22 protein-coding genes are annotated in these 21,636 nt (G+C 65.7%); 7 read left to right on the forward strand and 15 right to left on the reverse strand.

Annotated elements, in window-relative coordinates; genetic code table 11:
• Complete coding sequence (locus tag HV786_RS03420) at positions 1–585, reverse strand: septation protein A (RefSeq protein ID WP_056321782.1); 585 nt, start codon at positions 583–585, stop codon at positions 1–3.
• Complete coding sequence (gene msrB / locus HV786_RS03425) at positions 585–983, reverse strand: peptide-methionine (R)-S-oxide reductase MsrB (protein WP_056321785.1); 399 nt, start codon at positions 981–983, stop codon at positions 585–587. Before msrB ends, HV786_RS03420 begins: the two co-directional genes overlap by 1 nt.
• A gap of 52 nt (positions 984–1,035) precedes the next feature.
• Here msrB and HV786_RS03430 point away from each other — a divergent pair, with 52 nt between their 5' ends.
• The 7 genes from HV786_RS03430 (at position 1,036) to HV786_RS03460 (ending at position 8,130) form a co-directional block, all read left to right on the forward strand.
• Positions 1,036–1,713 carry an energy-coupling factor ABC transporter ATP-binding protein gene (locus HV786_RS03430; protein WP_128827643.1) on the forward strand — a complete coding sequence of 226 codons (678 nt, stop codon included), beginning with the start codon at positions 1,036–1,038 and terminating at the stop codon, positions 1,711–1,713.
• Positions 1,710–2,306 (forward strand): energy-coupling factor transporter transmembrane component T family protein, encoded by a 597-nt coding sequence (locus HV786_RS03435; protein WP_175209981.1) that lies wholly within the window; start codon positions 1,710–1,712, stop codon positions 2,304–2,306. Before HV786_RS03430 ends, HV786_RS03435 begins: the two co-directional genes overlap by 4 nt.
• A gap of 37 nt (positions 2,307–2,343) precedes the next feature.
• Positions 2,344–2,901, forward strand: a complete 558-nt coding sequence (locus HV786_RS03440) for a biotin transporter BioY (RefSeq protein WP_062840531.1) — start codon at positions 2,344–2,346, stop codon at positions 2,899–2,901.
• Positions 2,902–3,153: 252 nt separating this feature from the next.
• On the forward strand, positions 3,154–4,317 hold the full coding sequence (locus HV786_RS03445; protein ID WP_128827644.1) for an ABC transporter substrate-binding protein: 1,164 nt from the start codon (positions 3,154–3,156) through the stop codon (positions 4,315–4,317).
• A gap of 175 nt (positions 4,318–4,492) precedes the next feature.
• The gene (locus tag HV786_RS03450; RefSeq protein WP_128827645.1) at positions 4,493–5,530 is read left to right on the forward strand and encodes a branched-chain amino acid ABC transporter permease; all 1,038 of its coding nucleotides are present in this window, start codon (positions 4,493–4,495) and stop codon (positions 5,528–5,530) included.
• Positions 5,531–5,533: 3 nt separating this feature from the next.
• Positions 5,534–7,369 (forward strand): branched-chain amino acid ABC transporter ATP-binding protein/permease, encoded by a 1,836-nt coding sequence (locus HV786_RS03455; protein WP_175209983.1) that lies wholly within the window; start codon positions 5,534–5,536, stop codon positions 7,367–7,369.
• Complete coding sequence (locus HV786_RS03460; protein ID WP_056321805.1) at positions 7,369–8,130, forward strand: ABC transporter ATP-binding protein; 762 nt, start codon at positions 7,369–7,371, stop codon at positions 8,128–8,130. The genes HV786_RS03455 and HV786_RS03460 overlap by 1 nt, the downstream gene beginning before the upstream one ends.
• 109 nt (positions 8,131–8,239) lie before the next feature.
• Here the strand turns inward: HV786_RS03460 and HV786_RS03465 are convergent, their stop codons facing one another.
• From HV786_RS03465 to fdxA, 13 genes are all read right to left on the reverse strand, one after another.
• Positions 8,240–10,381 (reverse strand): phosphocholine-specific phospholipase C, encoded by a 2,142-nt coding sequence (locus HV786_RS03465; protein ID WP_175209985.1) that lies wholly within the window; start codon positions 10,379–10,381, stop codon positions 8,240–8,242.
• Positions 10,382–10,478: 97 nt separating this feature from the next.
• Positions 10,479–11,321: a branched-chain amino acid aminotransferase gene (locus tag HV786_RS03470; RefSeq protein WP_128827646.1), complete on the reverse strand. Its 843-nt coding sequence runs from the start codon at positions 11,319–11,321 to the stop codon at positions 10,479–10,481.
• 88 nt (positions 11,322–11,409) lie between these two features.
• Complete coding sequence (locus HV786_RS03475; protein ID WP_128827647.1) at positions 11,410–12,432, reverse strand: ABC transporter substrate-binding protein; 1,023 nt, start codon at positions 12,430–12,432, stop codon at positions 11,410–11,412.
• A 112-nt stretch (positions 12,433–12,544) separates the two neighbouring features.
• Positions 12,545–13,528: a branched-chain amino acid ABC transporter permease gene (locus HV786_RS03480; protein WP_128827648.1), complete on the reverse strand. Its 984-nt coding sequence runs from the start codon at positions 13,526–13,528 to the stop codon at positions 12,545–12,547.
• Complete coding sequence (locus tag HV786_RS03485; protein ID WP_128827649.1) at positions 13,525–14,412, reverse strand: branched-chain amino acid ABC transporter permease; 888 nt, start codon at positions 14,410–14,412, stop codon at positions 13,525–13,527. Before HV786_RS03485 ends, HV786_RS03480 begins: the two co-directional genes overlap by 4 nt.
• A gap of 99 nt (positions 14,413–14,511) precedes the next feature.
• Positions 14,512–15,726: an ABC transporter substrate-binding protein gene (locus HV786_RS03490; protein WP_062840537.1), complete on the reverse strand. Its 1,215-nt coding sequence runs from the start codon at positions 15,724–15,726 to the stop codon at positions 14,512–14,514.
• Between the two features lie 64 nt (positions 15,727–15,790).
• Positions 15,791–16,501 carry an ABC transporter ATP-binding protein gene (locus tag HV786_RS03495; protein ID WP_062840538.1) on the reverse strand — a complete coding sequence of 237 codons (711 nt, stop codon included), beginning with the start codon at positions 16,499–16,501 and terminating at the stop codon, positions 15,791–15,793.
• Positions 16,498–17,271, reverse strand: a complete 774-nt coding sequence (locus tag HV786_RS03500; protein ID WP_056321825.1) for an ABC transporter ATP-binding protein — start codon at positions 17,269–17,271, stop codon at positions 16,498–16,500. The genes HV786_RS03495 and HV786_RS03500 overlap by 4 nt, the downstream gene beginning before the upstream one ends.
• Before the next feature lie 350 nt (positions 17,272–17,621).
• Positions 17,622–18,257 (reverse strand): endonuclease III, encoded by a 636-nt coding sequence (nth, locus tag HV786_RS03505; RefSeq protein WP_128827650.1) that lies wholly within the window; start codon positions 18,255–18,257, stop codon positions 17,622–17,624.
• Positions 18,254–18,898 (reverse strand): electron transport complex subunit RsxB, encoded by a 645-nt coding sequence (gene rsxB / locus HV786_RS03510; protein WP_175209987.1) that lies wholly within the window; start codon positions 18,896–18,898, stop codon positions 18,254–18,256. The genes nth and rsxB overlap by 4 nt, the downstream gene beginning before the upstream one ends.
• 111 nt (positions 18,899–19,009) lie before the next feature.
• Positions 19,010–20,236 carry a polyhydroxyalkanoate depolymerase gene (locus HV786_RS03515; RefSeq protein WP_128827651.1) on the reverse strand — a complete coding sequence of 409 codons (1,227 nt, stop codon included), beginning with the start codon at positions 20,234–20,236 and terminating at the stop codon, positions 19,010–19,012.
• Positions 20,237–20,448: 212 nt separating this feature from the next.
• A complete protein-coding gene (locus tag HV786_RS03520) occupies positions 20,449–21,249 on the reverse strand; it encodes a ferredoxin--NADP reductase (RefSeq protein ID WP_128827652.1) in 801 nt (266 codons plus the stop codon).
• Positions 21,250–21,300: 51 nt separating this feature from the next.
• The gene (gene fdxA / locus HV786_RS03525; RefSeq protein ID WP_006389264.1) at positions 21,301–21,624 is read right to left on the reverse strand and encodes a ferredoxin FdxA; all 324 of its coding nucleotides are present in this window, start codon (positions 21,622–21,624) and stop codon (positions 21,301–21,303) included.
• Positions 21,625–21,636: the final 12 nt, after the last annotated feature.

The raw sequence follows: 21,636 nt of genomic DNA on the forward strand, positions 1-21,636 counted from the left end.
TCAGGGCTTGCCGGGCGGCGTGGCGCCCGGGTTGGCCGGCGTGTTTTCCTCGGTCTGGATGTGCTTGCCCAGCCACAGGGACTGGCCAATCACGAAGACGATCATCAGTCCCATGAGGCCGAAGGCCTTGAAACTGACCCATTGGGATTCGGTGAAGTGACCCGAGAACGCGACATACAGATTGAGCGCGCCGGCAATCAAGAAGAAGGCGGCCCAGATCATGTTCAGCTTGTCCCACGCGGCGTCCGGCAACTGGATCTGCTTTTCCATCAGGCGGCGGATCAGGTTGCGCTTGAACAACAGGCGGGCAAAGACCAGCGCGCCGCCGAACATCCAGTACAGCACCGTGGGCTTCCATTTGATGAAGACGTCGCTGTGCAGCCAGATGGTGGCGCCGCCGAACACCAGGATGACCGTCAGGTTGATCCAGTGCATGGCTTCGGTGGGGCGCCCGGTGGCCTTGAGCCAGACGATCTGCGCCACCGCGGCCGCCATGGCGACGCCCGTGGCGGTGAAGATGTCCGTATACCTGTAGGCGATGAAGAACAGGAGCAGCGGAAAGAGGTCGAACAGGAACTTCTTCATCAGTCTTCTAGGGGCTCGAACGTCATCGACAGGGAATTGATGCAGTAGCGCAGGCCGGTGGGTTCGGGGCCGTCGGGAAAGACGTGGCCGAGGTGGGCGTCGCAGACGTTGCACAGCACTTCGGTGCGAACCATGCCGTGGCTGATGTCGCGTTCTTCGCGCACCAGTTCGGGGTCCAGCGCCTGAAAGTAGCTGGGCCAGCCGCAGCCGGCGTCGAATTTGGTGTCGGATGCGAACAGCGCGGTGCCACAGCCGACGCAGCGGTAGATGCCAGGGGTGAAAGTATCCCAGTAGCGCCCGGTGAACGCGCGTTCGGTACCCTTTTGGCGGGTGACCACGTATTCTTCGGGGGAAAGCTGGGCGCGCCATTCGGCGTCGGTTTTGCGTACTTTTTCCATATGAGCTCTTGGAGTCGCGATGCCCGAAATGGTTCGGGCATAATCCCGCCCCATGTTAATCGAGTTTGACCAGGCGGTAGTGTCGACGCCCCAGGCGGAAGTGTTGCGCGGGGTGAGTCTCACCCTGGCCGAACGCCGCGTCGGCATCGTCGGTCCCAACGGCGCCGGCAAGAGCACGCTGGCGCGCCTGGTCAATGGCCTGGTGGCGCCCACGTCGGGCAGCGTGCGCGTTGACGGGCTGGATACGCGGCGGGAGCTGAAGGCCGTGCGCGCCCGCGTTGGCTTTGTCTTCCAGAACCCGGAAAACCAGATCGTCTTTCCCATCGTGCGCGAAGACCTGGCGTTCGGCCTGAAGCGTCTGGCGCCTGACCGCCACGAGCGCGAGGCTCGCATCGACAGCCAATTGAACCGGCTGGGCGTGGGCCATCTGGCCGACCGCAGCAGCCACACGCTGTCCGGCGGCGAGCGCCAATTGGTGGCGCTGGCCGCCGTATTGGTCATGGAGCCCGCGCTCATCGTCTTTGACGAGCCCACCACGCAGCTCGACCTGCGCAACCGCAACCGGGTGCGCGCCGCCATCGACGGGCTGCCCCACGACGCCATCGTCGTGACCCATGACCTGGAACTGCTTGAGGATTTCGATCGCGTGCTGGTCGTGCGTGACGGCGTGATCGCGGCCGACGACACGCCAGCCCCCGCGCTGCGCTGGTACCGGGAGCACTGCTCATGATGGAGCCGCTGTACGTCACGGGCGACACGCCGCTGCACCGGCTGCCGGCATGGGTAAAGCTGCTGGCGCTGGTGGCGGCGGGCGCGGGTCTGTTCCTGCTGCGCGATCCGCTCTGGCTGGCGTTTGCCTTTGGCGTCTCGGTGGCGATGGTCTGGTCCACGGGCGTCGCGGCGGCGGCCGTGTGGCGCCAGGTGCGCGGGCTGCTCTGGGTGCTGCTGGCCGTGGCGCTGTTCACCGGCTGGTTCCAGGGGCCGATCGAGGCCCTGGCCGTCGTGCTGCGTGTGGCGGCGATGGTCGGCCTGGCCCTTGCCGTGACTCTGTCCACGCGCACGTCCGACCTGATCGCCGTCTGCGAGCGGACCTTGCGGCCGCTGGAGTGCACGGGGCTGGTCGATGCCGAGAAGGTGGCGCTGGCCCTCGCGCTGGCGCTGCGCTTCGTGCCGGAGATCTGGCGCAATTTCCAGGAGATCCGCGAGGCGCAGGCCGCGCGCGGTCTGGGCGCAAACCCGGTCGCGCTGATCGTGCCGCTGATCGTGCTGACCTTGAAACGGGCCCAGGAAGTGTCCGAAGCGATCGACGCGCGCAGCTTCTGACGGCACGCGCCCAATATTCATACCCGAGGGGAACCCCATGAAATCGAACAATACGGTGCTGGTAGCGTTGTTTGCGGCGCTGATCGTCGTCCTGAGCCTGATGCCGCCCATTCCCATGCCCGGCATTCCCGTGCCCATCACCTTGCAGACGCTTGGCGCGATGCTGGCCGGCGCCATGCTCGGCCCCGTGCGTGGCGCGCTGGCGTGCCTGCTGTATCTGGCGCTTGCGGCGGTCGGCCTGCCCGTGTTGCCGGGCGGCCGCGGCGGACTGGGCGCGTTCTTCGGTCCGACGGGCGGGTTCCTGGTCGGCATGGTGGCCGGCGCATTCGTGACGGGCTGGCTGGCGCGCCGCCTGGCCGCGCGCGCATCGGGCACGTGGATGGGGCTGGCGGGCTACGTGGCCGCCTGCGTCGTCGGCGGCATTGCGGTGGTGTACGCGTTTGGCGTGCCGTGGCTGGCGGCGGTGGCGAAGATGGACATGGCCAAGGCCGCCGGTGCGGTCGCGGTGTTCCTGCCCGGCGATCTGGTCAAGGCCGTGGTGGCCGCCTGGGTTGCGTCGCGCGTCGAACGGGTGTGGCCGATGCTGGGCCGCTGAGCCCCCTTGAAAACCCCAGTCGCCCCAAGGGAATCCCCCAACATGACGCCTGCGACCCTTTCAAGTACAAGTTCGCCATTAACAAATGCGTTTGCCAGATCACGATTTCCGTAGCACATCAGGGAATTACCGTAGTTGCGCTACGTCATCTGATACTGTTTTAACCATATAATATTTTTTTCTGTATAACTTTAAACAGGCTCGCTTCGCCTCGTTCGAGGCACACAAGAGCCAACCACAGGAGACAAAAACATGCGCAAGCACTTCGGCTTGTCCGCGGCCGCGGCCGCTGTAGCCCTGACTCTGCCGCTTCTGGCGAGCGCACAGGTCAAGGTTGGCGTCACGGTGGCCAGCACTGGCCCCGCCGCCTCGCTGGGGATTCCCGAGCGCAACACCGTGGCCCTGCTGCCCAAGGAAGTCGCCGGCCAGAAGATCGAATGGATCGTGCTGGACGATGCCACCGACACCACGCAGGCCGTTAAGAACTCGCGCAAGCTGGCCTCCGACGACAAGGTCGACGTGCTGATCGGCACGTCCATCACCCCGGGCTCGCTCGCGATGGTCGATGTGGCCGCCGAAGCCAAGGTGCCGATGATCAGCGTGGCCGCCAGCGCCAAGATCGTCGAACCCGTGGACGACAAGCGCCGCTGGGTCTTCAAGACCCCGCAGAACGACGCGCTGATGGCCGGCGCCCTGGCTGACGCCATGGCCAAGTCCAAGGTCAAGACGCTGGGCTTCATCGGCTTTGCCGACGCCTACGGCGACGGCTGGCTGGACGTGATGCAGAAGGCCGCCAAGGCCAAGGGCATCGAGATCGTCGCCATCGAAAAATACGGCCGCACCGACACCAGCGTGACGGGCCAGGTGCTCAAGCTGGTCGGCGCCAAGCCCGACGCCATCCTGATCGCCGGCGCCGGCACCCCGTCGGCGCTGCCGCAAAAGGAATTGAAGGCCCGCAACTACGGCGGCATCATCTACCAAACCCACGGCGCCGCCAACAACGACGTGCTGCGCGTCTGCGGCAAGGACTGCGACGGCATGTACCTGCCGGCCGGCCCGCTGCTGGTCGCCGCGCAACTGCCTGACAGCAACCCGGTCAAGAAGTCGGCACTGGCCTACGTGGAAACCTACGAAAAGGCCAACGGCGCCGGTTCGACCAACACGTTCGGCGGCCACATGTGGGATGCCGGCCAGCTGGTCGTCGCCGCGCTGCCCGTGGCGCTCAAGACGGGCGCCAAGCCCGGCACGCCCGAATTCCGTGCCGCGATGCGCGACGCGCTGGAAGGCGTGAAGGACCTGGCCGTGTCGCAAGGCGTGTTCAACATGTCGCCCACGGACCACGCCGGCTTTGACGAGCGCTCGCGCGTCATGGTCAAGGTGGAAAACGGCAAGTGGGTCTACCAGCCCGGCCTGTAATGCCCCAGGATCGCCCGAGCGCGGGCTGCCCATAGCGGGCGCCCGAGGCGCGGGGGCGGGACACCGCCCGCCGCGCCGCGCCCGGCAGGACTTCGCACCGGCCTTTCCGGCCGGTGTGTCGTATCAGTGTTCCGGGTGGGGTCGGAACACCAAGAAACCACAAGGTAGTTGTTAGATGGATTCATCAATTGCGCTGATCCTGCTGCAAGACGGTGTCGTCAACGGCGCCATCTATGCCCTCCTGGGCATGGCTCTGGTACTGGTTTTCGCCGTCACGCGCGTCATTTTCATTCCCCAGGGCGAGTTCGTGGCGTTTGGCGCCCTGACCCTGGCCATGCTGGTGGACGGCAAGGTGCCGGGCACTGCCTACCTGCTGCCGTTGCTGGGCCTGGTGTGCCTGGCGCTCGAGCTGATGCGCGCCGTGCGCACCCGCAGCGCCGCCGGCCTGCCCAAGACCATTGCGACCTGCGTCGTGCTGCCGCTGGCGCTGTTCTGGCTGACCCGTAGTTATACCGGTCCGGATAACTCGCTGTGGCTGAACATGCTGCTGACGCTGTTGCTGGTGATTCCGATGGGCCCGATGGTCTACCGCATCGTCTACCAGCCGCTCGCCGAAGCCACCGTGCTGGTGCTGCTGATCGTTTCCGTTGCCGTTCACTTCGCGCTGATGGGCCTGGCGCTCGTGTTCTTTGGCGCCGAAGGCTGGCGCACGCCGGCATTCGTGAGCGGGCAGGTCGATCTGGGCTTCATGACGTGGTCCGCGCAAAGCCTGTTCGTGGTCGCCACGTGCGCGCTGCTCATCCTGGCCTTGTGGATCTTCTTCGGCAAGACGCTGTACGGCCGCGCGCTGCGCGCCACCGCCGTCAACCGCCGCGGCGCGCGCCTGGTCGGCATCAGCACCAACATGTCGGGTTCGCTGACGTTCACGCTGGCCGTGGGCATCGGCGCCATGTCCGGCATGCTGATCGCGCCCATCACCACGGTCTATTACGACACGGGCTTTTTGATCGGCCTGAAGGGCTTCGTCGGCGCCATCATCGGCGGTCTGGCCAGCTATCCCATCGCGGCGGCTGGCTCGCTGCTCGTCGGCGTGCTCGAATCCTTCTCGTCGTTCTGGGCCAGCGCATACAAGGAAGTGATCGTCTTCACCCTGATCATCCCGGTTCTGGTCTGGCGTTCGTTCAGCACCCATCACGCGGACGAAGAGGAATAAGCCATGAACCGCATTCTGCTTGCCGTTTTTCTCGTCGTCCTGGCGGGCCTGCCGATGGTGTCGGCCACGCCCGAATTCTGGGTGACGCAACTGAACTACATCGGTCTGGCCAGCCTGGTCGTGCTGGGCCTGGTGCTGCTGACCGGCGTCGGCGGCCTGACGTCCTTCGGGCAGGCCGCGTTCGTGGGGCTGGGCGCCTACACGACTGCGTACCTGACGACGCAATACGACGTGTCGCCCTGGCTGGCGCTGCCCGCGGGCCTCATCCTGACCGCCGTCGTGGCTTACCTGCTGGGCGCGATCACGTTGCGCCTGTCGGGTCACTACCTGCCGCTGGGCACCATCGCCTGGGGCCTGTCGCTGTATTACCTGTTCGGCAACATCGACTGGCTGGGCAAGCATGACGGCATTGCCGGCATCGAGCCCATCAGCATCTTCGGCATGTCGCTGGCCAGCGGCCGCCACATCTACTACCTGATCTGGGTCTGCGTCCTCTTGGCGCTGTGGGCCACGCGCAACCTGCTCAACTCGCGTCCGGGCCGCGCCATCCGCGCGTTGAAGAGCGGGGCGGGCATGGCCGAGTCCATGGGTGTGAACACCGCGGCGTACAAGATCGTGATCTTCGTCTGGGCGGCGCTCCTGGCCTGCCTGTCGGGCTGGCTCTATGCGCACATGCAGCGCGCGGTCAGCCCCAGCCCCTTCGGCCTGAACTACGGCATCGAATACCTGTTCATGGCGGTGGTCGGCGGCGCGGGCTACGTCTGGGGCGCCCTCTTGGGTTCAAGCGTCATCCTGGTGCTGAAGGACCAGTTGCAGAACCTTCTGCCCAAGCTGCTGGACACCAACGCCAACTTCGAGATGATCGTCTTCGGCGTGCTGTTGATCCTGATGCTGCAGTACGCGCGCAACGGGCTGTGGCCGATCCTGTCGGGCTGGTGGGGCAGCATCACCGGCGCCGATGGTTCGCGCCGCAACCTGGCGCCGCCCGCGGCGGCCCCGGCCCTGCCGACGCGCGAGCGCCCGCAGCCCGGCCAGGTCGTGCTGGAAGTCGACGCCATCCGCAAGGAATTTGGCGGTCTGGTGGCCGTGAACGACATCACCTTCAAGGTGCGTTCTGGCGAGATCATGGGTCTCATCGGTCCGAACGGCGCCGGCAAAAGCACCACCTTCAACCTCATCAGCGGCGTGTTGCCGGTGACGCGCGGCCAGGTCACGTTCATGGGCCAGCGCATCGACAGCCGTTCGGCGCGCGAGATCGCCAAGATGGGCGTGGGCCGCACGTTCCAGCACGTGCAGCTGCTGCCGGGCATGACCGTGCTGGAAAACGTGGCGCTGGGCGCGCACCTGCGTTCGGACGTGGGCGTGCTGTCGGGCGCGCTGCATTCGGACCGTGCGCGTGAAGCGCAGCTGCTGCACGAGGCGGCCGAGCAGCTCAAGCGCGTGGGCCTGGGTGAATATCTGTACGAACAGGCCGGAAACCTGGCCCTGGGCCAGCAGCGCATCCTGGAAATTGCCCGTGCGCTGGCCTGCGACCCCTTGCTGCTGCTGCTCGATGAGCCGGCCGCCGGCCTGCGCTACAAGGAAAAGCAGGACCTGGCGCGCGTGCTGGAACAGCTGCGCGCGGAAGGCATGAGCATTCTGCTCGTCGAACATGACATGGATTTTGTGATGCGCCTGACCAACCACCTCGTGGTGATGGATTTCGGCACGAAGCTGGCCGAAGGCGTGCCGGCCGACGTGCAAAAGAACCCGGCGGTGCTGGAGGCCTACCTGGGCGGCATCGACGACGACCTGCCCGAAGCCGACCAGGCCAAGGCCGTGCCCGCGGGAGGCGTGTGATGAGCGCAACCAATTCCCCCGTCCTGGAAGTCAGCAACCTGTCGGCCCGCTACGGCAAGGTCGGCGCGCTGGCAGGCGCCTCGCTCAGCGTGCCGGCCGGCAGCATCGTCACCGTGATCGGCGCCAACGGCGCCGGCAAGTCCACGATGCTCAACGCCATCATGGGCTCGCTGCCGCAGACCGGCCACGCCGCCGGCGCCGTGCATTACGCCGGCGCGGACGTGTCGGGCTGGATGGTCGAGCGCCGCGTGGCGGCAGGCATGTCGCTGGTGCCCGAGCGCCGCGAACTCTTCGGCACCATGTCCGTGGAAGACAACCTGCTGCTCGGCGGCTTTCGCCGGTACCGCGCCCGCGAAAGCGGCTGGCGCGACACGCTGAACGAAGTATTCGACCTGTTTCCGCGGTTGCGCGAGCGCCGCGCCCAGCAGGCCGGCACCTTGTCGGGCGGCGAACGCCAGATGCTGGCAGTGGGCCGCGCGCTCATGGCCAAGCCCACACTCCTGATGCTGGACGAACCCAGCCTGGGCCTTGCGCCGCGCATCGTGCGCGAGATTTTCCACATCATTGCGCGCCTGCGCGAGACCGGCGTGGCGATCCTGCTGGTCGAACAGAACGCCCGCGCGGCGCTGCAGGTGGCCGACTACGGCTACGTGCTGGAAACCGGCGAGGTCATCCTGCATGGCCCGGCGCGCGAGCTGGCTGGTGACCCCAAGGTCATCGAAAGCTACCTGGGGCTGGGCAAGGGCGCCGAAGCGGCCTGACGCCACGCGCCAGACCAGAACGCCGGCCGCCGCGAGGGGCCGGCGTTTTCTTTTACGGCGCGGCTTGCCGACGAATGGCGCGGCGGCGCCGTTTTTTCAGAGGGCGGCGTCAAGGCACGGGCGTCCATCGCACTATCAATTCCTCTCCCATCGCGGGATCCGATGTCGAGTCGGCGCCGGTTTCGATGCGCCCCGCAAAGCGGCGCAGAAAGGACGGATCCTGCGTGTCGCGCACGCTGATGTCGTACCAGCCGCCGCTGCGTGACATTTCCCAGGCAAGCTCGCGGGATTCGCCGGCAGCCAGCTCGGCTTCGGTGTCGCCGGGGTATCCATAGGCATTGGCGTCAATGCGGTAGACGCGCGGCCGGGTGCCCGGATTATGCAATGACACGCGCAGCCGCGCGCCCGCGCCGTCGCAAGCCGCCACGACCGCCAGCGACGGCTGCCCGATACGCCCGGCGCAGTGCCGGTGAAAGCCGTTGGGGCCCAGCACCCACAGGTCATAGCGCCCGTCTGGTGCGGCGGGCCACGTGCCGTCGAGCGTCTTGCCGGCCTCCACGGTGTACCGGCGCGGCCCGCGCTCCAGGTCCAGCCGGTCGTAGACGTGAAACACCGCGCCCGCCGTGCCCACGTTTTCGAACCGCAAGGTGACGCCATCGTCCTGGACGCGGGCGTGAGCCTGCAGCGCATAGGGAAGCGTGCGCGACGGGCGTGTGCCGGCGTGTTGGCGGGCGGGCGCGGGGTCAAGCGGGGCTGGCGGTTTGACGGTGCCCGACAGCGCGGCCGCGCGGGCCGCGCGTTCGGCCGTGGCGGGCAGGCCCCGCAGCTGGTTGCCGTCGTCGGGCGCCGCGAAATCGAACACGCTGGTCAGATCGCCGCAGACCGCCAGCCGCCACGGCGAGATGTTCGGCTCGGCCACGCCGAAGCGCCGCTCAATGAAGCGCAACACCGACGTGTGATCGAAAACCTGCGAATTGACCCAGCCGCCCTTGGTCCACGGCGACAACACATACATGGGCACGCGCGGCCCCAGCCCGTAGGCGCCATGCAGATGCGCCGGCGTGTCGTCCTTTTCAACGCCGGATAGATGTTCGTGATATTCGCCCGCGGTGTCGGCCGTGGAGGCGCCGGCCAGCTCGCCGGAGGGAAGACGCGATGGCGGCGCCGGAGGCGGCATGTGGTCGAAGAAGCCGTCGTTCTCGTCGAACATCAGCAGCAGCACCGTCTTGCTCCACACGGCGGGATTCGCGGTCAGCGCGTCGAGCACACGCGCCGTGTAGTCGGCGCCCTGCGCGGGGCTGGACGGGCTGGGATGTTCCGAGCCCGCCTTGGTGGCGCAAATCCAGGACACCTGGGGCAGCGTGCCGTCCAGCACATCCTGGCGCAGCAGGTCCAGGTCGCGCGTGGCCAGCGCCTTGTGCTTGAGCGCCGCCAGCGCGCCCGGCAGATCCTGGTACGCATCGCGATAGGCCTTGAAGCCCGCCGTGGGATTGAGGGAATAGTTGTCCGCCATGTTCTGGTAGATGCGCCAGCTCACGCCGGCCCGTTCCAGCCGTTCGGGATACGTCGTCCAGGTGTAGGCCCCAGCCGGGTCGCCGCCGGTGAGCTTGTTGTAGACATTGCCCATCGCCGGGCCATTGCCGCGCGCCAGGCCGTCATTGGTGCCGGTCCACAGGAACAGGCGGTTGGTGTTGGTGCCGCCGGTGAACGAGCAATGGTAGGCGTCGCAGACGGTGAAGGCGCGGGCCATGGCGTACTGAAAGGGCAGGTCGCCTTCCGTGTAGTAGGCCATCGAATGATTCTTCTTGGCAGCGGGCCAGTTGCCCATGCGGCCGGCGTCCCAGGCGTCCTGCGCGTTGGACCAGGTGTGCGGCGTGCTCGCCACGCGCATGGCCTCGTAGGCTTCGCGCGTATCCAGACGGTACGGCAGGACGGTGCGCGGCGCGCCTTCATCCGGCTTGTCGTTGTACTGGGCCCAGACGGTGCGATGCCGGGCATCGGGGCTGTCCGGCACCGGGATGGGAAAGCGGTCGCCAAAGCCGCGCACGCCCGCCAGACCGCCGAAATAGTGATCGAACGAACGGTTTTCCTGCATGAAGATCACGATGTGCTCGACATCGCGGATCGTGCCGGTGCGGCGGTCGGCCGGAATGGCCAGCGCGCGGCGGATCGCGGGGGGAAACAGCGACAGGGCGGCGGCGGCGCCGGTCAGGGTGGCGCCGTGGCGCAGGAATTCGCGTCTGCTTTGCATGATCGGGCCTCACGGTCGGAAGCCCACAGCGTACGCCGCCTTGCTGTTATTTGCCTGACGGCCCGCGCGGGGTGCGAGCGGGCTTGCGGCTGCGTTGTCAGCGGCGCGTGCTTTCCGCGTACTCCATGTACAGCTGATGCGCACGGCGCGCGATCGGGCCGTATTCCAGCGGACGGTCCTCGACGCGGTTTACATGCACCACCTTGCCGTAGTTGCCCGACGAAAACACTTCGTCGGCTGCTTCGACGTCGGCGCGCGTCAGGCTGCGTTCCTGGACCTGGATGCCATCGGCCTTCAGCAGCGCCAGCACGCGGCGGCGCGTGATGCCGTTCAGGAACGTGCCGTTGTCCACGGGGGTGGATACGACGCCGTCCTTGGCCAGCCACAGGTTGCTGGTGGCGAACTCGGCCAGGTTGCCCGCGCCGTCCAGCATGATGGCGTTGTCGAACCCCTTTTCGGCGGCTTCGCGGATGGCGCGCTGGCCGTTGGGGTACAGGCACGAGGCCTTGGCGTCGGTCGGCGCCATGTTGGGCCACGAGCGCGCGAAGCTGGAGAAGCAGGCGGAAAAGCCCTGGTCGCCCGGCATCGGCACCTTGAACACATGCAGCACGAATTGGGTCTTGTCGGCGTCCGGCAGCAGGAAGCCGTCGGCGCAGAAGAACATGGGCTTGATGTAGAGCTCGGAGCCTTCGGGGAAACGCGCCACGGCCTGCAGGCACAGGTCCTGGATTTCTTCCCAGGCCAGTTGCGGCTTCATCAGCATCTTTTCCGCCGAGCGCACGACACGCTGGCAGTGCAGGTCCAGGTCGGGCGTCAGGCCGCGGAAGGCGCGCGCGCCGTCAAAGACCATGCTGGCCATCCAGAAGGCGTGGTCGGCCGGGCCGAGCAGTTTGGGGTTTTCAGTGGTCCAGTGACCGTTGTGCCAGAACAAGGCATCCATGATTGTCATCCTTAGCTTGAATCGGGTTGGCGATCGGGCGCGAAGCGGGTCCAAAACGCCGAATCGCCAGAATACATGAGCCGGACTGCTATTCCTTGGCCAGCGCCGCCTGCACGCGATCGGCAACGTCCGCGGGCATCCATTGCCGCCAGACGGGCGCGTACTGCTTGAGGAAGTAGCGCGCAGCGTCCTCCGGCTCCTTGCCCTCGTTTTCCAGCCATCCCAGCGTCGCGTCGATGGCTTCGTCGGGCACGGTCAGCTTGGACAGGAACTCGGTCACGCGCGGCGCCTGCTTGGCAAAATCGGCGTTCACGCCGGTGACGACCGGATTGGGCTTGAACTGCGTGGGCACGGGGTTCGCGCACTTGGGATCGGTCATGCAGGTGTAGGCCGCCTGGTCGAACGCGGGCAGTTCCAGCTTGACCAGGTCCAGCGCGCCAACCAGCGACGTGGGCGTCCAGTAGTAGAAGACGATGTCGCGTTTGCGTTTGTAGGCCGACACGATGGCGGCCTTCTGCGCGGCGCCGGAGCCGGGCGCGAACAGTGAATAATCCTTGTCCAGTTCCAGCGCGCGCAGCAGGTTGTCGTTCAGCGTGCCGCAGGCCCAGCCGGCCGGGCATCCGTAGATGCGGCCGCGGCCCGGGTCTTCGGGGTCCGCGAAAACCTCCTTGAAGCGCGCCAGGTCGGCAGCGGACTTGAGCTCCGGGTGCCGCTCGACGGTGTAGCGCGGCACGTACCAGCCTTCGCCGGCGTCATAGACGTGGCCCACGCCCAGCACCTTGCCGCTGGCCAGCGCCTTCTTCCAGGCGCCTTCGATCTGGCCGGGCCAGACCTCGGGCGTGACATCGACGTCGCCGCGTTGCAGTGCGGCCAGCATGGGCAGGGTTTCGCCGATTTCAACAGACGTCTTGCAGCCGTAGCCGTGTTCCAGCACGAAGCGCTCGATGCCGGCCAGGACAAGATTGGATTCCCAGTTCAGTCCGCTGAAACGGACGGGCCGGTCGACTTCGCAAACGGGGGCGGCGGGCGCGGCCTGGGCCGCGGCGGGGGACAGCAGGGCGGCGGCCAGCGCGAGCGCGCCGAGGCCGGGAACGAGATGCGTGATGCGCATGGTCGGCACCTGTGTAGTGAGGTGCCTGCCATTGTACGGGGCGCTGCCGCACGCCCCAATGCAACGGGGCCGCTGTGCGCGGCCCCGGGGGTCAATCAACCGATCAGTCGGATCACGCGCGGGCGGCGCGCCGGCGGTTGAAGAGCGCGCCCAGTTCGCCCACGATGCCGCGCCGGAACGCCAGCACGCAGACCACGAAGATCAGGCCGCTCACGATGGTGACGGACTCGCCCAGGCGCAGGAACCATTCGACGCCGGTCAGGTTGGCCATCATCTGGCCGAAGTCGCCCACCTTGTTCTCCAGCAGCACCACGATGAACGCGCCCAGCACCGGACCGGTCAACGTGCCCAGGCCGCCGATCAGCGTCATCAGGATCACCAGCCCGGACATCTGCCAGGTGGCGTCCGACAGCGTGGCCGATACGAATACCAGCGTCTTGGTGGCGCCTGCGAGGCCCGCCAGGGCGGCCGACAGCACGAAGGCCACGAGCTTGAAGCGGTCCACGTCGTAACCCAGCGAGATGGCGCGCGGCTCGTTTTCACGCAGCGCCTGCAGCACCTGCCCGAAGGGCGAGTTCACCGTGCGCCAGATGATGAAGTAGCCGATGATGAAGATGGCCATCACCAGGTAGTACAGGTTGATGTCCTTGGACAGGTCGATCAGCCCGAACAGCGTGCCGCGCGGCACACTCTGCAGGCCGTCCTCGCCACCCGTGAACTTGGCCTGCAGGAAGAAGAAGAACACCATCTGCGACAGCGCCAGCGTGATCATGGCGAAGTAGATGCCGCTGCGGCGGATGGCCAGCGCGCCCATGGCCAGGCCCAGCAGCGCCGCCACGGCCACGCCGAACAGCAGGCCCAGCTCGGTGGGCAGGCCCCAGACCTTCATGCTGTGCCCGGCCGCATAGGCCGCGCTGCCCAAAAAGGCGGCGTGGCCGAAGGACAAGAGCCCGGTGAAGCCCAGCAGCAGGTTGAAGGCGCACGCGAAGAGGGCGTAGCACATGACCTTCATGGCGAAGATCGGATACACGCCTGCGAAGGGAAGCAAGGCCACCACGATGGCCAAGACCGCATAGCCCAGGAATTGACGATTCATTTTTCTTTTCCGAACAGCCCGGCCGGGCGGATCAACAGAACAATGGCCATGATGATGAAGACGACCGTGCTGGACGCTTCGGGCCAGAACACCTTGGTCAGGCCTTCGATCACGCCCAGGCCCAATCCGGTGACGATGGCGCCAAGAATGGACCCCATGCCCCCGATCACGACCACCGCGAACACGACGATGATGAGGTTCGATCCCATCAGCGGCGAGATCTGCAGCACCGGCGCGGCCAGCACCCCGGCAAAGCCCGCCAGCGCCACGCCGAACCCATAGGTCAGCGTGATCATGCGCGGCACGTTCACGCCGAAGGATTCCACGAGGCGCGGGTTCTCGGTGCCGGCGCGCAGCAGGGCGCCCAGGCGGGTGCGTTCAATGACGTACCACGTGGCAAAGCAGACGATGATCGACGCCGCCACGACCCAGCCGCGGTAGTTCGGCAGGATCATGAAGCCCAGGTTGGTCGCGCCGCGCAGGGCCTCGGGCGTGGGATACGGCTGGCCCGACACGCCGTAGAAGCTGCGGAACAGCCCCTCGATCAGCAGCGTCAGCCCGAAGGTAAGCAGCAGCCCGTACAGGTGGTCGAGCTTGTAAAGGTGTTTGAGCAGCAGCTTTTCGATGATGATGCCGAACAGGCCCACGATCAGCGGCGCCAGGATCAGCATGATCCAGTAATTCAGGCCAAAGTACGACAGCCCCATCCATGCGATAAAGGCGCCCAGCATGTAGAGAGCGCCGTGGGCGAAGTTGATGACGTTGAGCAGCCCGAAGATGACGGCGAGTCCGAGCGACAGCATTGCATAGAAGGAACCGTTGACCAGGCCCAGTAACAGCTGGCCGAACAAGGCCTGTATGGGGATGCCGAAAATGTCAGTCATCGTGTGAAAGTCCTGCGCGGTACGGAAGGAAGCGAGCTAGTCAGGAGGGATGCGGCCGGGCTGTCGGCCCGGACCGCATCCGGGATCACATGCGCCGGTTTATTTCTTGACCAGCTTGCAGGTGGACTCGGACAACTTGGTGTAGACCTCGTCGCCAGGCAGCGTCGCCACCACCTTGTAGTAGTCCCACGGGCCCTTGGATTCGGCCGGGGTCTTCACTTGCATCAGGTACATGTCGTGGACCATGCGGCCGTCCTCGCGCACGACGCCGCCCTGGGCGAAGAAGTCGTTCACCTTGTTCGACTTCATCCACTTCATCACGTCGTCGCCGTTATCCGAGCCGGTGGCCTTGACGGCGTTCAGGTAGAACATCGCCGACGAGTAATCGCCCGCCTGCAGCATGGAAGGCTTGCGGCCGACCTTGGACTCGAACTTCTTGGACCAGGCGCGCGAGGCGTCGGATTGATCCCAGTACCAGCCGTCGGTCAAGTACATGCCCTTGGTGGCGTCCAGGCCGAGGGAGTGCACGTCGTTGATGAACACCAGCAGGCCGGCCAGTTTCATGCTCTTGGTGACGCCGAATTCGTTGGCGGCCTTGACCGTGTTGATGGTGTCGCCGCCGGCGTTGGCCATGCCCAGGATCTGCGCCTTGGAGGCTTGCGCCTGCAGCAGGAACGACGAGAAGTCCGAGGCGCCCAGCGGTGCGCGCACCTGGCCCTTCACTTCGCCGCCCGCGGCCTTGACGACTGCCATCGTGTCACGCTCCAGCGCGTGGCCGAACGCGTAGTCCGCAGTCAGGAAGAACCAGCTCTTGCCGCCGTCCTTCACCACTGCCGAGCCGGTGCCACGGGCCAGCGCCACGGTGTCGTAGGCGTAGTGCACGGTGTAAGGCGAACATTGGGCGTTGGTCAGGTCGGACGAACCGGCGCCCACTGCGATGAAGGGCTTCTTCTTTTCAGCGGCCACCGCCGCCATGGCCAGGCTGGTAGCCGAGTTGGTGCCGGCGATGATGACGTCGACCTTCTGCTGGTCGAACCATTCGCGGGCACGGGCCGAAGCGACGTCGGCCTTGTTCTGGTGGTCGGCGGAGACGATTTCGATCTTCTTGCCGTTGACCGTGCCGCCGAAGTCCTCGACCGCCATGCGCACGGCTTCCAGGCCCGCCTTGCCGTCGATGTCGGAGTAAACGCCCGACATGTCGGTGATGAATCCGATGCGGATGACATCGTCGGAGATACCTTGAGCGTGGGCGGTTGCCCCCGCGAATCCCAGGCCCGCCATGGCCAGTGCAGCAGTGATGGTGTGCAGCTTCATGGGATGACTCCTCTTCCCTACGGTGTGGTGTTTGCCGGGGTTCCGGCGGATGACACAGGTTGCTTTAGACGCCCAACAGTTCGTTGAGCGTGTCCTGTTTTTCTGAAAGTTCGGCAGCTTCGAAGTGCTCGACGATCTGGCCGTGCTCCATGACATAGAAGCGGTCGGCCAGCGGCGCGGCGAAGCGGAAATTCTGTTCCACCATGACGATGGTGTAGCCCCGCTGCTTGAGCGCCGTGATCATGCGGGCCAGCGCCTGCACGATGACGGGCGCGAGGCCTTCGGAGATTTCGTCGAGCAGCAGCAGGTTTGCGCCGGTGCGCAGGATGCGCGCAACGGCCAGCATCTGCTGTTCGCCACCCGACAGGCGCGTGCCCGGGGAATTGCGGCGTTCCTGCAGATTGGGGAACATGTCGTAGATCTCGGCCAGCGACATGCCGCCGCCAAGCGAGCCCACGACTGGCGGAAGCAGCAGGTTCTCCTCGCAAGACAGGCTGGCGAAGATGCCGCGTTCCTCGGGGCAATAGCCCACGCCCAAATGGGCAATCTTGTAAGTGGGCAGGTCGATGGCCTCGGTGCCATGGATGCGGACCGAGCCCTTGCGCGAACCGGTCAGGCCCAGGATGGCGCGCAGCGTCGTGGTGCGGCCGGCGCCATTGCGGCCCAGCAGCGTGACGACCTCGCCTTGTCCAACGCGCATGTCCACGCCGTGCAGGATATGCGATTCCCCGTACCAGGCGTTCAAGCCCGAGATTTCGAGTGCGGGGGTGCTCATGCGTGCGCTCCTTGAAGTTCGCCGTCGGTCGTGCCCATGTAAGCCTGCATCACGGCCGGATGGCGGGAGACTTCGGCGTAGGAACCTTCGGCCAGCACTGATCCGCGCGCCAGCACGGTGATGGTGTTGGCGATGGAGGACACGACGTTCATGTTGTGTTCCACCATGAGGATGGTGCGCCCGGCGCTCACGCGCTTGATCAATTGCGTGACGCGGTCCACGTCTTCGTGGCCCATGCCCTGGGTGGGTTCGTCCAGCAGCATCAGCTCGGGCTCCATCGCCAGCGTGGTGGCGATCTCGAGCGCGCGCTTGCGGCCGTACGGCAGGTTGACTGTGGTCTCGTCGGCAAAACCGCCCAGGTCCACCTGTTCAAGCAGCGCGCGCGCCGGCTCGTTCAAGGAGGCGAGCCGCTTGTCGCTTTGCCAGAAGTGATAGGACAGGCCGGTCTTGCGCTGCAGGCCGATCCGCACGTTCTCGAGCACGGTCAGGTGCGGGAACACCGCCGAGATCTGGAACGACCGGATGATGCCGCGCCGTGCGATCTGCGCGGGCCGCTCGCCGGTGATGTCGATGCCATTGAACCTGATGCTGCCCGACGTGGGAGCGAGGAATTTGGTCAGCAGGTTGAAGCATGTGGTCTTGCCCGCGCCGTTAGGCCCGATCAAGGCATGAATCTCGCCCCGCTTGATACGCAAATCGACCCCGTTGACCGCGACGAAGCCGCGGAACTCCTTGGTGAGGCCTTTTGTCTCCAGGATTGTGTCATCCATGTTCGCTGCACCAGCGTTGTATTTATATGGTCTCCGCCCGGCGTCATTGCGTCAGGCCCCCGCAGGGTTGGAAAACTGTTTGCGTGCTCAGTTTTCTTATGAGTTGCCGGCGAGTATGCGGACGTCGCAATCAAAATTCCATGAGGGTTTGTCATAGGTTTTGCACTGCGGAAAGGCCAATTGTCGGCATGCCGACAATGCAGTGTGCTTATGGGGAGAATGGGCTCCCGATATGCAAATGCATTGCAGCAATTACGCGTTGATCGTCATCAAGATGTCACGCGGCAAAAGGCGAGGGAAAACCCGGTTTTCCGCTCGCATAATCGCGGGTGAATACCAGCGCGCAGATGTCAGGCAGGCGTTTTCTGCTTGAATTCGCAAAGGTCGGAAATGCCGCATTGCGGGCACTTCGGCTTGCGCGCCACGCAAACGTAGCGGCCGTGCAGGATAAGCCAGTGATGCGCGTCCAGCAGATATTCGCTGGGCACGAACTTCATGAGTTTTTGCTCGACTTCCAGCACGTTTTTTCCGGGCGCGATGCCGGTGCGATTTGATACGCGGAATATATGCGTGTCCACCGCCATGGCTGCTTGTCCGAACGCGGTGTTGAGCACCACGTTGGCGGTCTTGCGGCCGACGCCGGGCAAGGCCTCCAGGGCCTCGCGCGTTTGCGGCACCTGGCCGCCGTGCTGCTCGATCAGGATCTTGCTGGTGGCGATCGCGTTCTTGGCCTTGGTGCGAAACAGGCCAATGGTCTTGATGTAGTCGGCAAGCCCTTCCTCGCCCAGCGCCAAGAGCGCCTCGGGCGTGCCGTACTGCGGGAAGAACTTGCGCGTGGCGATGTTGACCGACTTGTCTGTCGCCTGTGCCGACAGCAGCACGGCAATCAGCAGCTGGAACGGCGTGGCGTATTCCAGTTCGGTGGTGGGGGTGGGGTTGGCCGCCTGCAGGCGGGCGAAGATCTCTCGACGTTTAGCGGCGTTCATGACTGCGTGGGATTGCGGCGGGCCCGGGCGCGGGCCAGCGCGGATTCGATGGCGGAGCGCTTGCGGTCTTCCTTTTGCGCATCCTCGGCGGCGGGCGCCACGGGCGCGGGCGCTTCGGGCATCTCCGGCGCCATCAGGCGCGCGTTGTCGGCAGCCAGGCGCTCGGCGCGCACCTGATGACGGCGATGACGCTCGCGGCTGACGGCGGCGTCCTCGCTGGTCCATGCGCGCCCGGCCGGCACCATCTCGATGCAGTCGACGGGACAGGGCGCCACGCACAGGTCGCAGCCGGTGCACCAGTCGTCCAGCACGGTGTGCATGTGTTTGTTGGCCCCGACGATGGCGTCGACCGGACAGGCCTGGATGCACAGCGTACAGCCGATGCAATGCGATTCGTCGATGCGCGCGACGAGCAGCGGGCCGGGTTCCCCGCGTGACAGATCGAGCGGCAGCAGGGGCGTGCCGAGCAGCGCGGACAAGGCGGCGACGCCGTCCTCGCCGCCGGGCGGACAGCGGTTGATCGGGGCGGCGCCCTGGGCGATGGCCTCGGCATAGGGCCGGCAGCCGTCGTAACCGCATTTGGTGCATTGCGTCTGAGGCAGCAAGGCATCAACGCGGTCGGCTAATGAGCGACAGGACATGTAAAGCCAGTAATGAAAAGGGGCCGCTTGGGCCCCGGGGATACGGATCAGGCTGCTGGCGGCGCCGGGCTTACGCCCGTGCCCCGCCGGATGGACGGCGCGGCGCCGTCCTCAAGCCGATTGCCGGATGAACTCGGCAATTTTAGGACAGATCATTTCGCGCCACCGGCGGCCCGAGAAAATGCCGTAGTGGCCGCAGTTCGGCGCGGTGTAGTGCGCCTTGCGGTCGGCCGGAATGTTCTTGCACAGCGTGATGGCCGCGCGCGTCTGGCCCTGGCCGGAAATGTCGTCCAGTTCGCCTTCGATGGTGAACAGGGCCACGTCCTTGATGTCGGCCGGTCGCACCAGCTTGCCGTCCACTTCCCAGGTGCCGCCGGGCAGCGCGAACTCCTGGAACACCATGCGGATCGTGTCCAGGTAGAACTCGGCCGGCATGTCCAGCACCGCGTTGTATTCGTCGTAGAAACGGCGATGCGCTTCGGCATCGCTGTCGTCGCCGCGCAGCAGGTCCAGGTAGAAGTCGTAATGCGACTTCATGTGGCGGTCCGGATTCATGGCCATGAATCCCGCATGCTGCAGGAAGCCCGGATAGACCCGGCGGCCGGCCCCCGGATAGCGGGGCGGAACGGGGTGGATCACCTGGTTCTCGAACCAGGCGTAGGGCTTGGTCGTGGCCAGCCGGTTGACCTGCGTGGGCGACTGGCGCGGGTCGATGGGACCGCCCATCATCACCATGCTGCGCGGCTGGCAGGGATCGTTGGCGGACGCCATCAGGGATACGGCGGCCAGCACCGGCACCGTGGGCTGGCACACGGAAATGACGTGCACGTCCGGGCCCAGGTGGCGGATGAAGTCCTGCACGTAGCGCACGTAGTCGTTCAGATGGAACGGCCCGGCCGACAGCGGCACCATGCGCGCGTCGACCCAGTCGGTCACATAGAGGTCGTGGTTGGGCAGCAGGGCGCGCACGGTGTCGCGCAGCAGGGTGGCGTGGTGTCCGGAAAGCGGGGCCACCAGCAGCACCTTCGGATCGTTCTTGCCGGCCAGGCGCACGTCGCGCTGGAAGTGCACCAGGCGGCAGAACGGCTTGTCCATGGCCACGGCTTCGATCACGCGGACGGACTTGCCGCCGATCTGAGTGGTGGGAAGACTCCAGGCGGGCTTCTGGTATTCCTTGCCGATACGGGTCATCAACTCATACCCAGCGGCCATCTGGCGCGAAATCGGGGTATAGGCGAGCGGGCTGTAGGGGCTGGAGAACAGCTGAGAACCGGCGTCCGTGAATGCAGCGAACGGAGTCAGGAAGGCGCGCTGCATTTCGTGCAATTGGTACAGCATTTCGGGGAAGTCCTTCTGGGTCGAGCGTGTGCCCCGATTATTGCTCCGAGGCGTAACGATATTTCCAATCAGACCGAAGAATGTCAGGCAAAGTGCCTGATTTTGTTGCTAAAAAGCGACCCGTCATGTGTTTCGCACCAGTTTAGGGCCGCGTTCATGCCTTGTGGTGATGCCAAAAGGTGGATTTATGCACTACGCCATGCAGTGCGGGATCACCAGTAGTTTTCTACTGCCAGGTTGCCAGGAATGCCGCGGCGTCCCGGCTTGAATCCCCGATCACCCAGCAATTTTCGTGCCTCCGCCAGCATGGCGGGGTTGCCGCAGAGCATGACCTTGGCGGTCTCGGGATCCAGCGGCTGGCCGGCCAGCTGCTCCAGCCGCCCGTCGGCGAGCAGCGTGGTGATGCGCGCTTGCGGCATGCCGGGCACGGCTTCGCGCGTGGCGATGGGCAGGTAGACGAGCTTGCCGGGGTCGGCGGCAAACATCTCGGCCAGGGCCGGATCGCGGCGCCAGGAGTTGATTTCGTCGCGATAGGCCAGTTCGGCCGCGGTGCGCACGCCGTGCACCAGGACGATGCGGCGGTAAGCGCGCCAGACGGCCGGGTCGCGCAGGATGGACAGGTAGGCCGACAGACCGGTGCCCGAGGCCAGCAGCCACAGGTCGCCGCCGGGCGCAAAGCGCTCCAGCGTCAGAAAGCCGTAGGGGGCCTTTTCGACGTAAAGCGCATCGCCGGGCTGCAGACGCGCCATGCGCGGACTGAAGAGACCGTCCGGGACAACGATGGAATAGAACTCCAGCCAGGGCTCATGCGGGGCAGAGACCATGGAGTAGGCGCGCCAGATCGTGGGCGCGCCGTCCGGGTCTTCAGCGCCGGGCAGACCTACCCGGGCGAACTGGCCTGGCACGAACGTGAAGGCCTCGTCCCGCGTCACGCGCACGGAGAACAGTTTGTCCGGCACCCAGGTGTGGACGCTGGTGATGGTCTGGCGCGTGTATTTGGAGTCGTCGGTCATCGGGACATCGCACGGAAAGCGCCGGTCCGGGGTGCGGCCGGCGTCCGTGGATTACTTTTCCAGGTATTGCAGCTTGTCCTGCTTGCCGTTCCATTCGTCGGCGTCGGGCAGGGGCTTCTTGGCGCGGCTGATGCTGGCGAATTCCGGGGAGAGTTCGGCGTTCAGCGCGATGAAATTGAGTTGGTCCTGCGGCACGTCTTCTTCGGCGTAGATCGCGTTGGCCGGGCATTCGGGGATGCAGACCGCGCAATCGATGCATTCGTCGGGGTCGATCACGAGGAAGTTCGGACCCTCACGAAAACAGTCCACCGGGCACACGTCGACGCAATCGGTGTACTTGCACTTGATACAGTTTTCGGTGACTACGTGGGTCATTCAGGAACTCCG

Source organism: Achromobacter mucicolens, from assembly GCF_902859725.1.
GTDB classification, from domain to species: domain Bacteria; phylum Pseudomonadota; class Gammaproteobacteria; order Burkholderiales; family Burkholderiaceae_B; genus Achromobacter; species Achromobacter mucicolens.

What these genes read in the sequence shown, in the direction of transcription:
- HV786_RS03455 (WP_175209983.1), top strand. Translation starts at nt 5,534, where the DNA reads ATGAACCGCATTCTGCTTGCCGTTTTTCTCGTCGTCCTGGCGGGCCTG.
- nth (WP_128827650.1), bottom strand. Translation starts at nt 18,257, where the DNA reads ATGAACGCCGCTAAACGTCGAGAGATCTTCGCCCGCCTGCAGGCGGCC.
- HV786_RS03515 (WP_128827651.1), bottom strand. Translation starts at nt 20,236, where the DNA reads ATGCTGTACCAATTGCACGAAATGCAGCGCGCCTTCCTGACTCCGTTC.
- msrB (WP_056321785.1), bottom strand. Translation starts at nt 983, where the DNA reads ATGGAAAAAGTACGCAAAACCGACGCCGAATGGCGCGCCCAGCTTTCC.
- HV786_RS03490 (WP_062840537.1), bottom strand. Translation starts at nt 15,726, where the DNA reads ATGAAGCTGCACACCATCACTGCTGCACTGGCCATGGCGGGCCTGGGA.
- HV786_RS03475 (WP_128827647.1), bottom strand. Translation starts at nt 12,432, where the DNA reads ATGCGCATCACGCATCTCGTTCCCGGCCTCGGCGCGCTCGCGCTGGCC.
- HV786_RS03460 (WP_056321805.1), top strand. Translation starts at nt 7,369, where the DNA reads ATGAGCGCAACCAATTCCCCCGTCCTGGAAGTCAGCAACCTGTCGGCC.
- HV786_RS03420 (WP_056321782.1), bottom strand. Translation starts at nt 585, where the DNA reads ATGAAGAAGTTCCTGTTCGACCTCTTTCCGCTGCTCCTGTTCTTCATC.
- HV786_RS03470 (WP_128827646.1), bottom strand. Translation starts at nt 11,321, where the DNA reads ATGGATGCCTTGTTCTGGCACAACGGTCACTGGACCACTGAAAACCCC.
- HV786_RS03430 (WP_128827643.1), top strand. Translation starts at nt 1,036, where the DNA reads ATGTTAATCGAGTTTGACCAGGCGGTAGTGTCGACGCCCCAGGCGGAA.
- HV786_RS03480 (WP_128827648.1), bottom strand. Translation starts at nt 13,528, where the DNA reads ATGAATCGTCAATTCCTGGGCTATGCGGTCTTGGCCATCGTGGTGGCC.
- HV786_RS03520 (WP_128827652.1), bottom strand. Translation starts at nt 21,249, where the DNA reads ATGACCGACGACTCCAAATACACGCGCCAGACCATCACCAGCGTCCAC.
- fdxA (WP_006389264.1), bottom strand. Translation starts at nt 21,624, where the DNA reads ATGACCCACGTAGTCACCGAAAACTGTATCAAGTGCAAGTACACCGAT.
- HV786_RS03500 (WP_056321825.1), bottom strand. Translation starts at nt 17,271, where the DNA reads ATGGATGACACAATCCTGGAGACAAAAGGCCTCACCAAGGAGTTCCGC.
- HV786_RS03485 (WP_128827649.1), bottom strand. Translation starts at nt 14,412, where the DNA reads ATGACTGACATTTTCGGCATCCCCATACAGGCCTTGTTCGGCCAGCTG.
- rsxB (WP_175209987.1), bottom strand. Translation starts at nt 18,898, where the DNA reads ATGTCCTGTCGCTCATTAGCCGACCGCGTTGATGCCTTGCTGCCTCAG.
- HV786_RS03445 (WP_128827644.1), top strand. Translation starts at nt 3,154, where the DNA reads ATGCGCAAGCACTTCGGCTTGTCCGCGGCCGCGGCCGCTGTAGCCCTG.
- HV786_RS03440 (WP_062840531.1), top strand. Translation starts at nt 2,344, where the DNA reads ATGAAATCGAACAATACGGTGCTGGTAGCGTTGTTTGCGGCGCTGATC.
- HV786_RS03465 (WP_175209985.1), bottom strand. Translation starts at nt 10,381, where the DNA reads ATGCAAAGCAGACGCGAATTCCTGCGCCACGGCGCCACCCTGACCGGC.
- HV786_RS03450 (WP_128827645.1), top strand. Translation starts at nt 4,493, where the DNA reads ATGGATTCATCAATTGCGCTGATCCTGCTGCAAGACGGTGTCGTCAAC.
- HV786_RS03435 (WP_175209981.1), top strand. Translation starts at nt 1,710, where the DNA reads ATGATGGAGCCGCTGTACGTCACGGGCGACACGCCGCTGCACCGGCTG.
- HV786_RS03495 (WP_062840538.1), bottom strand. Translation starts at nt 16,501, where the DNA reads ATGAGCACCCCCGCACTCGAAATCTCGGGCTTGAACGCCTGGTACGGG.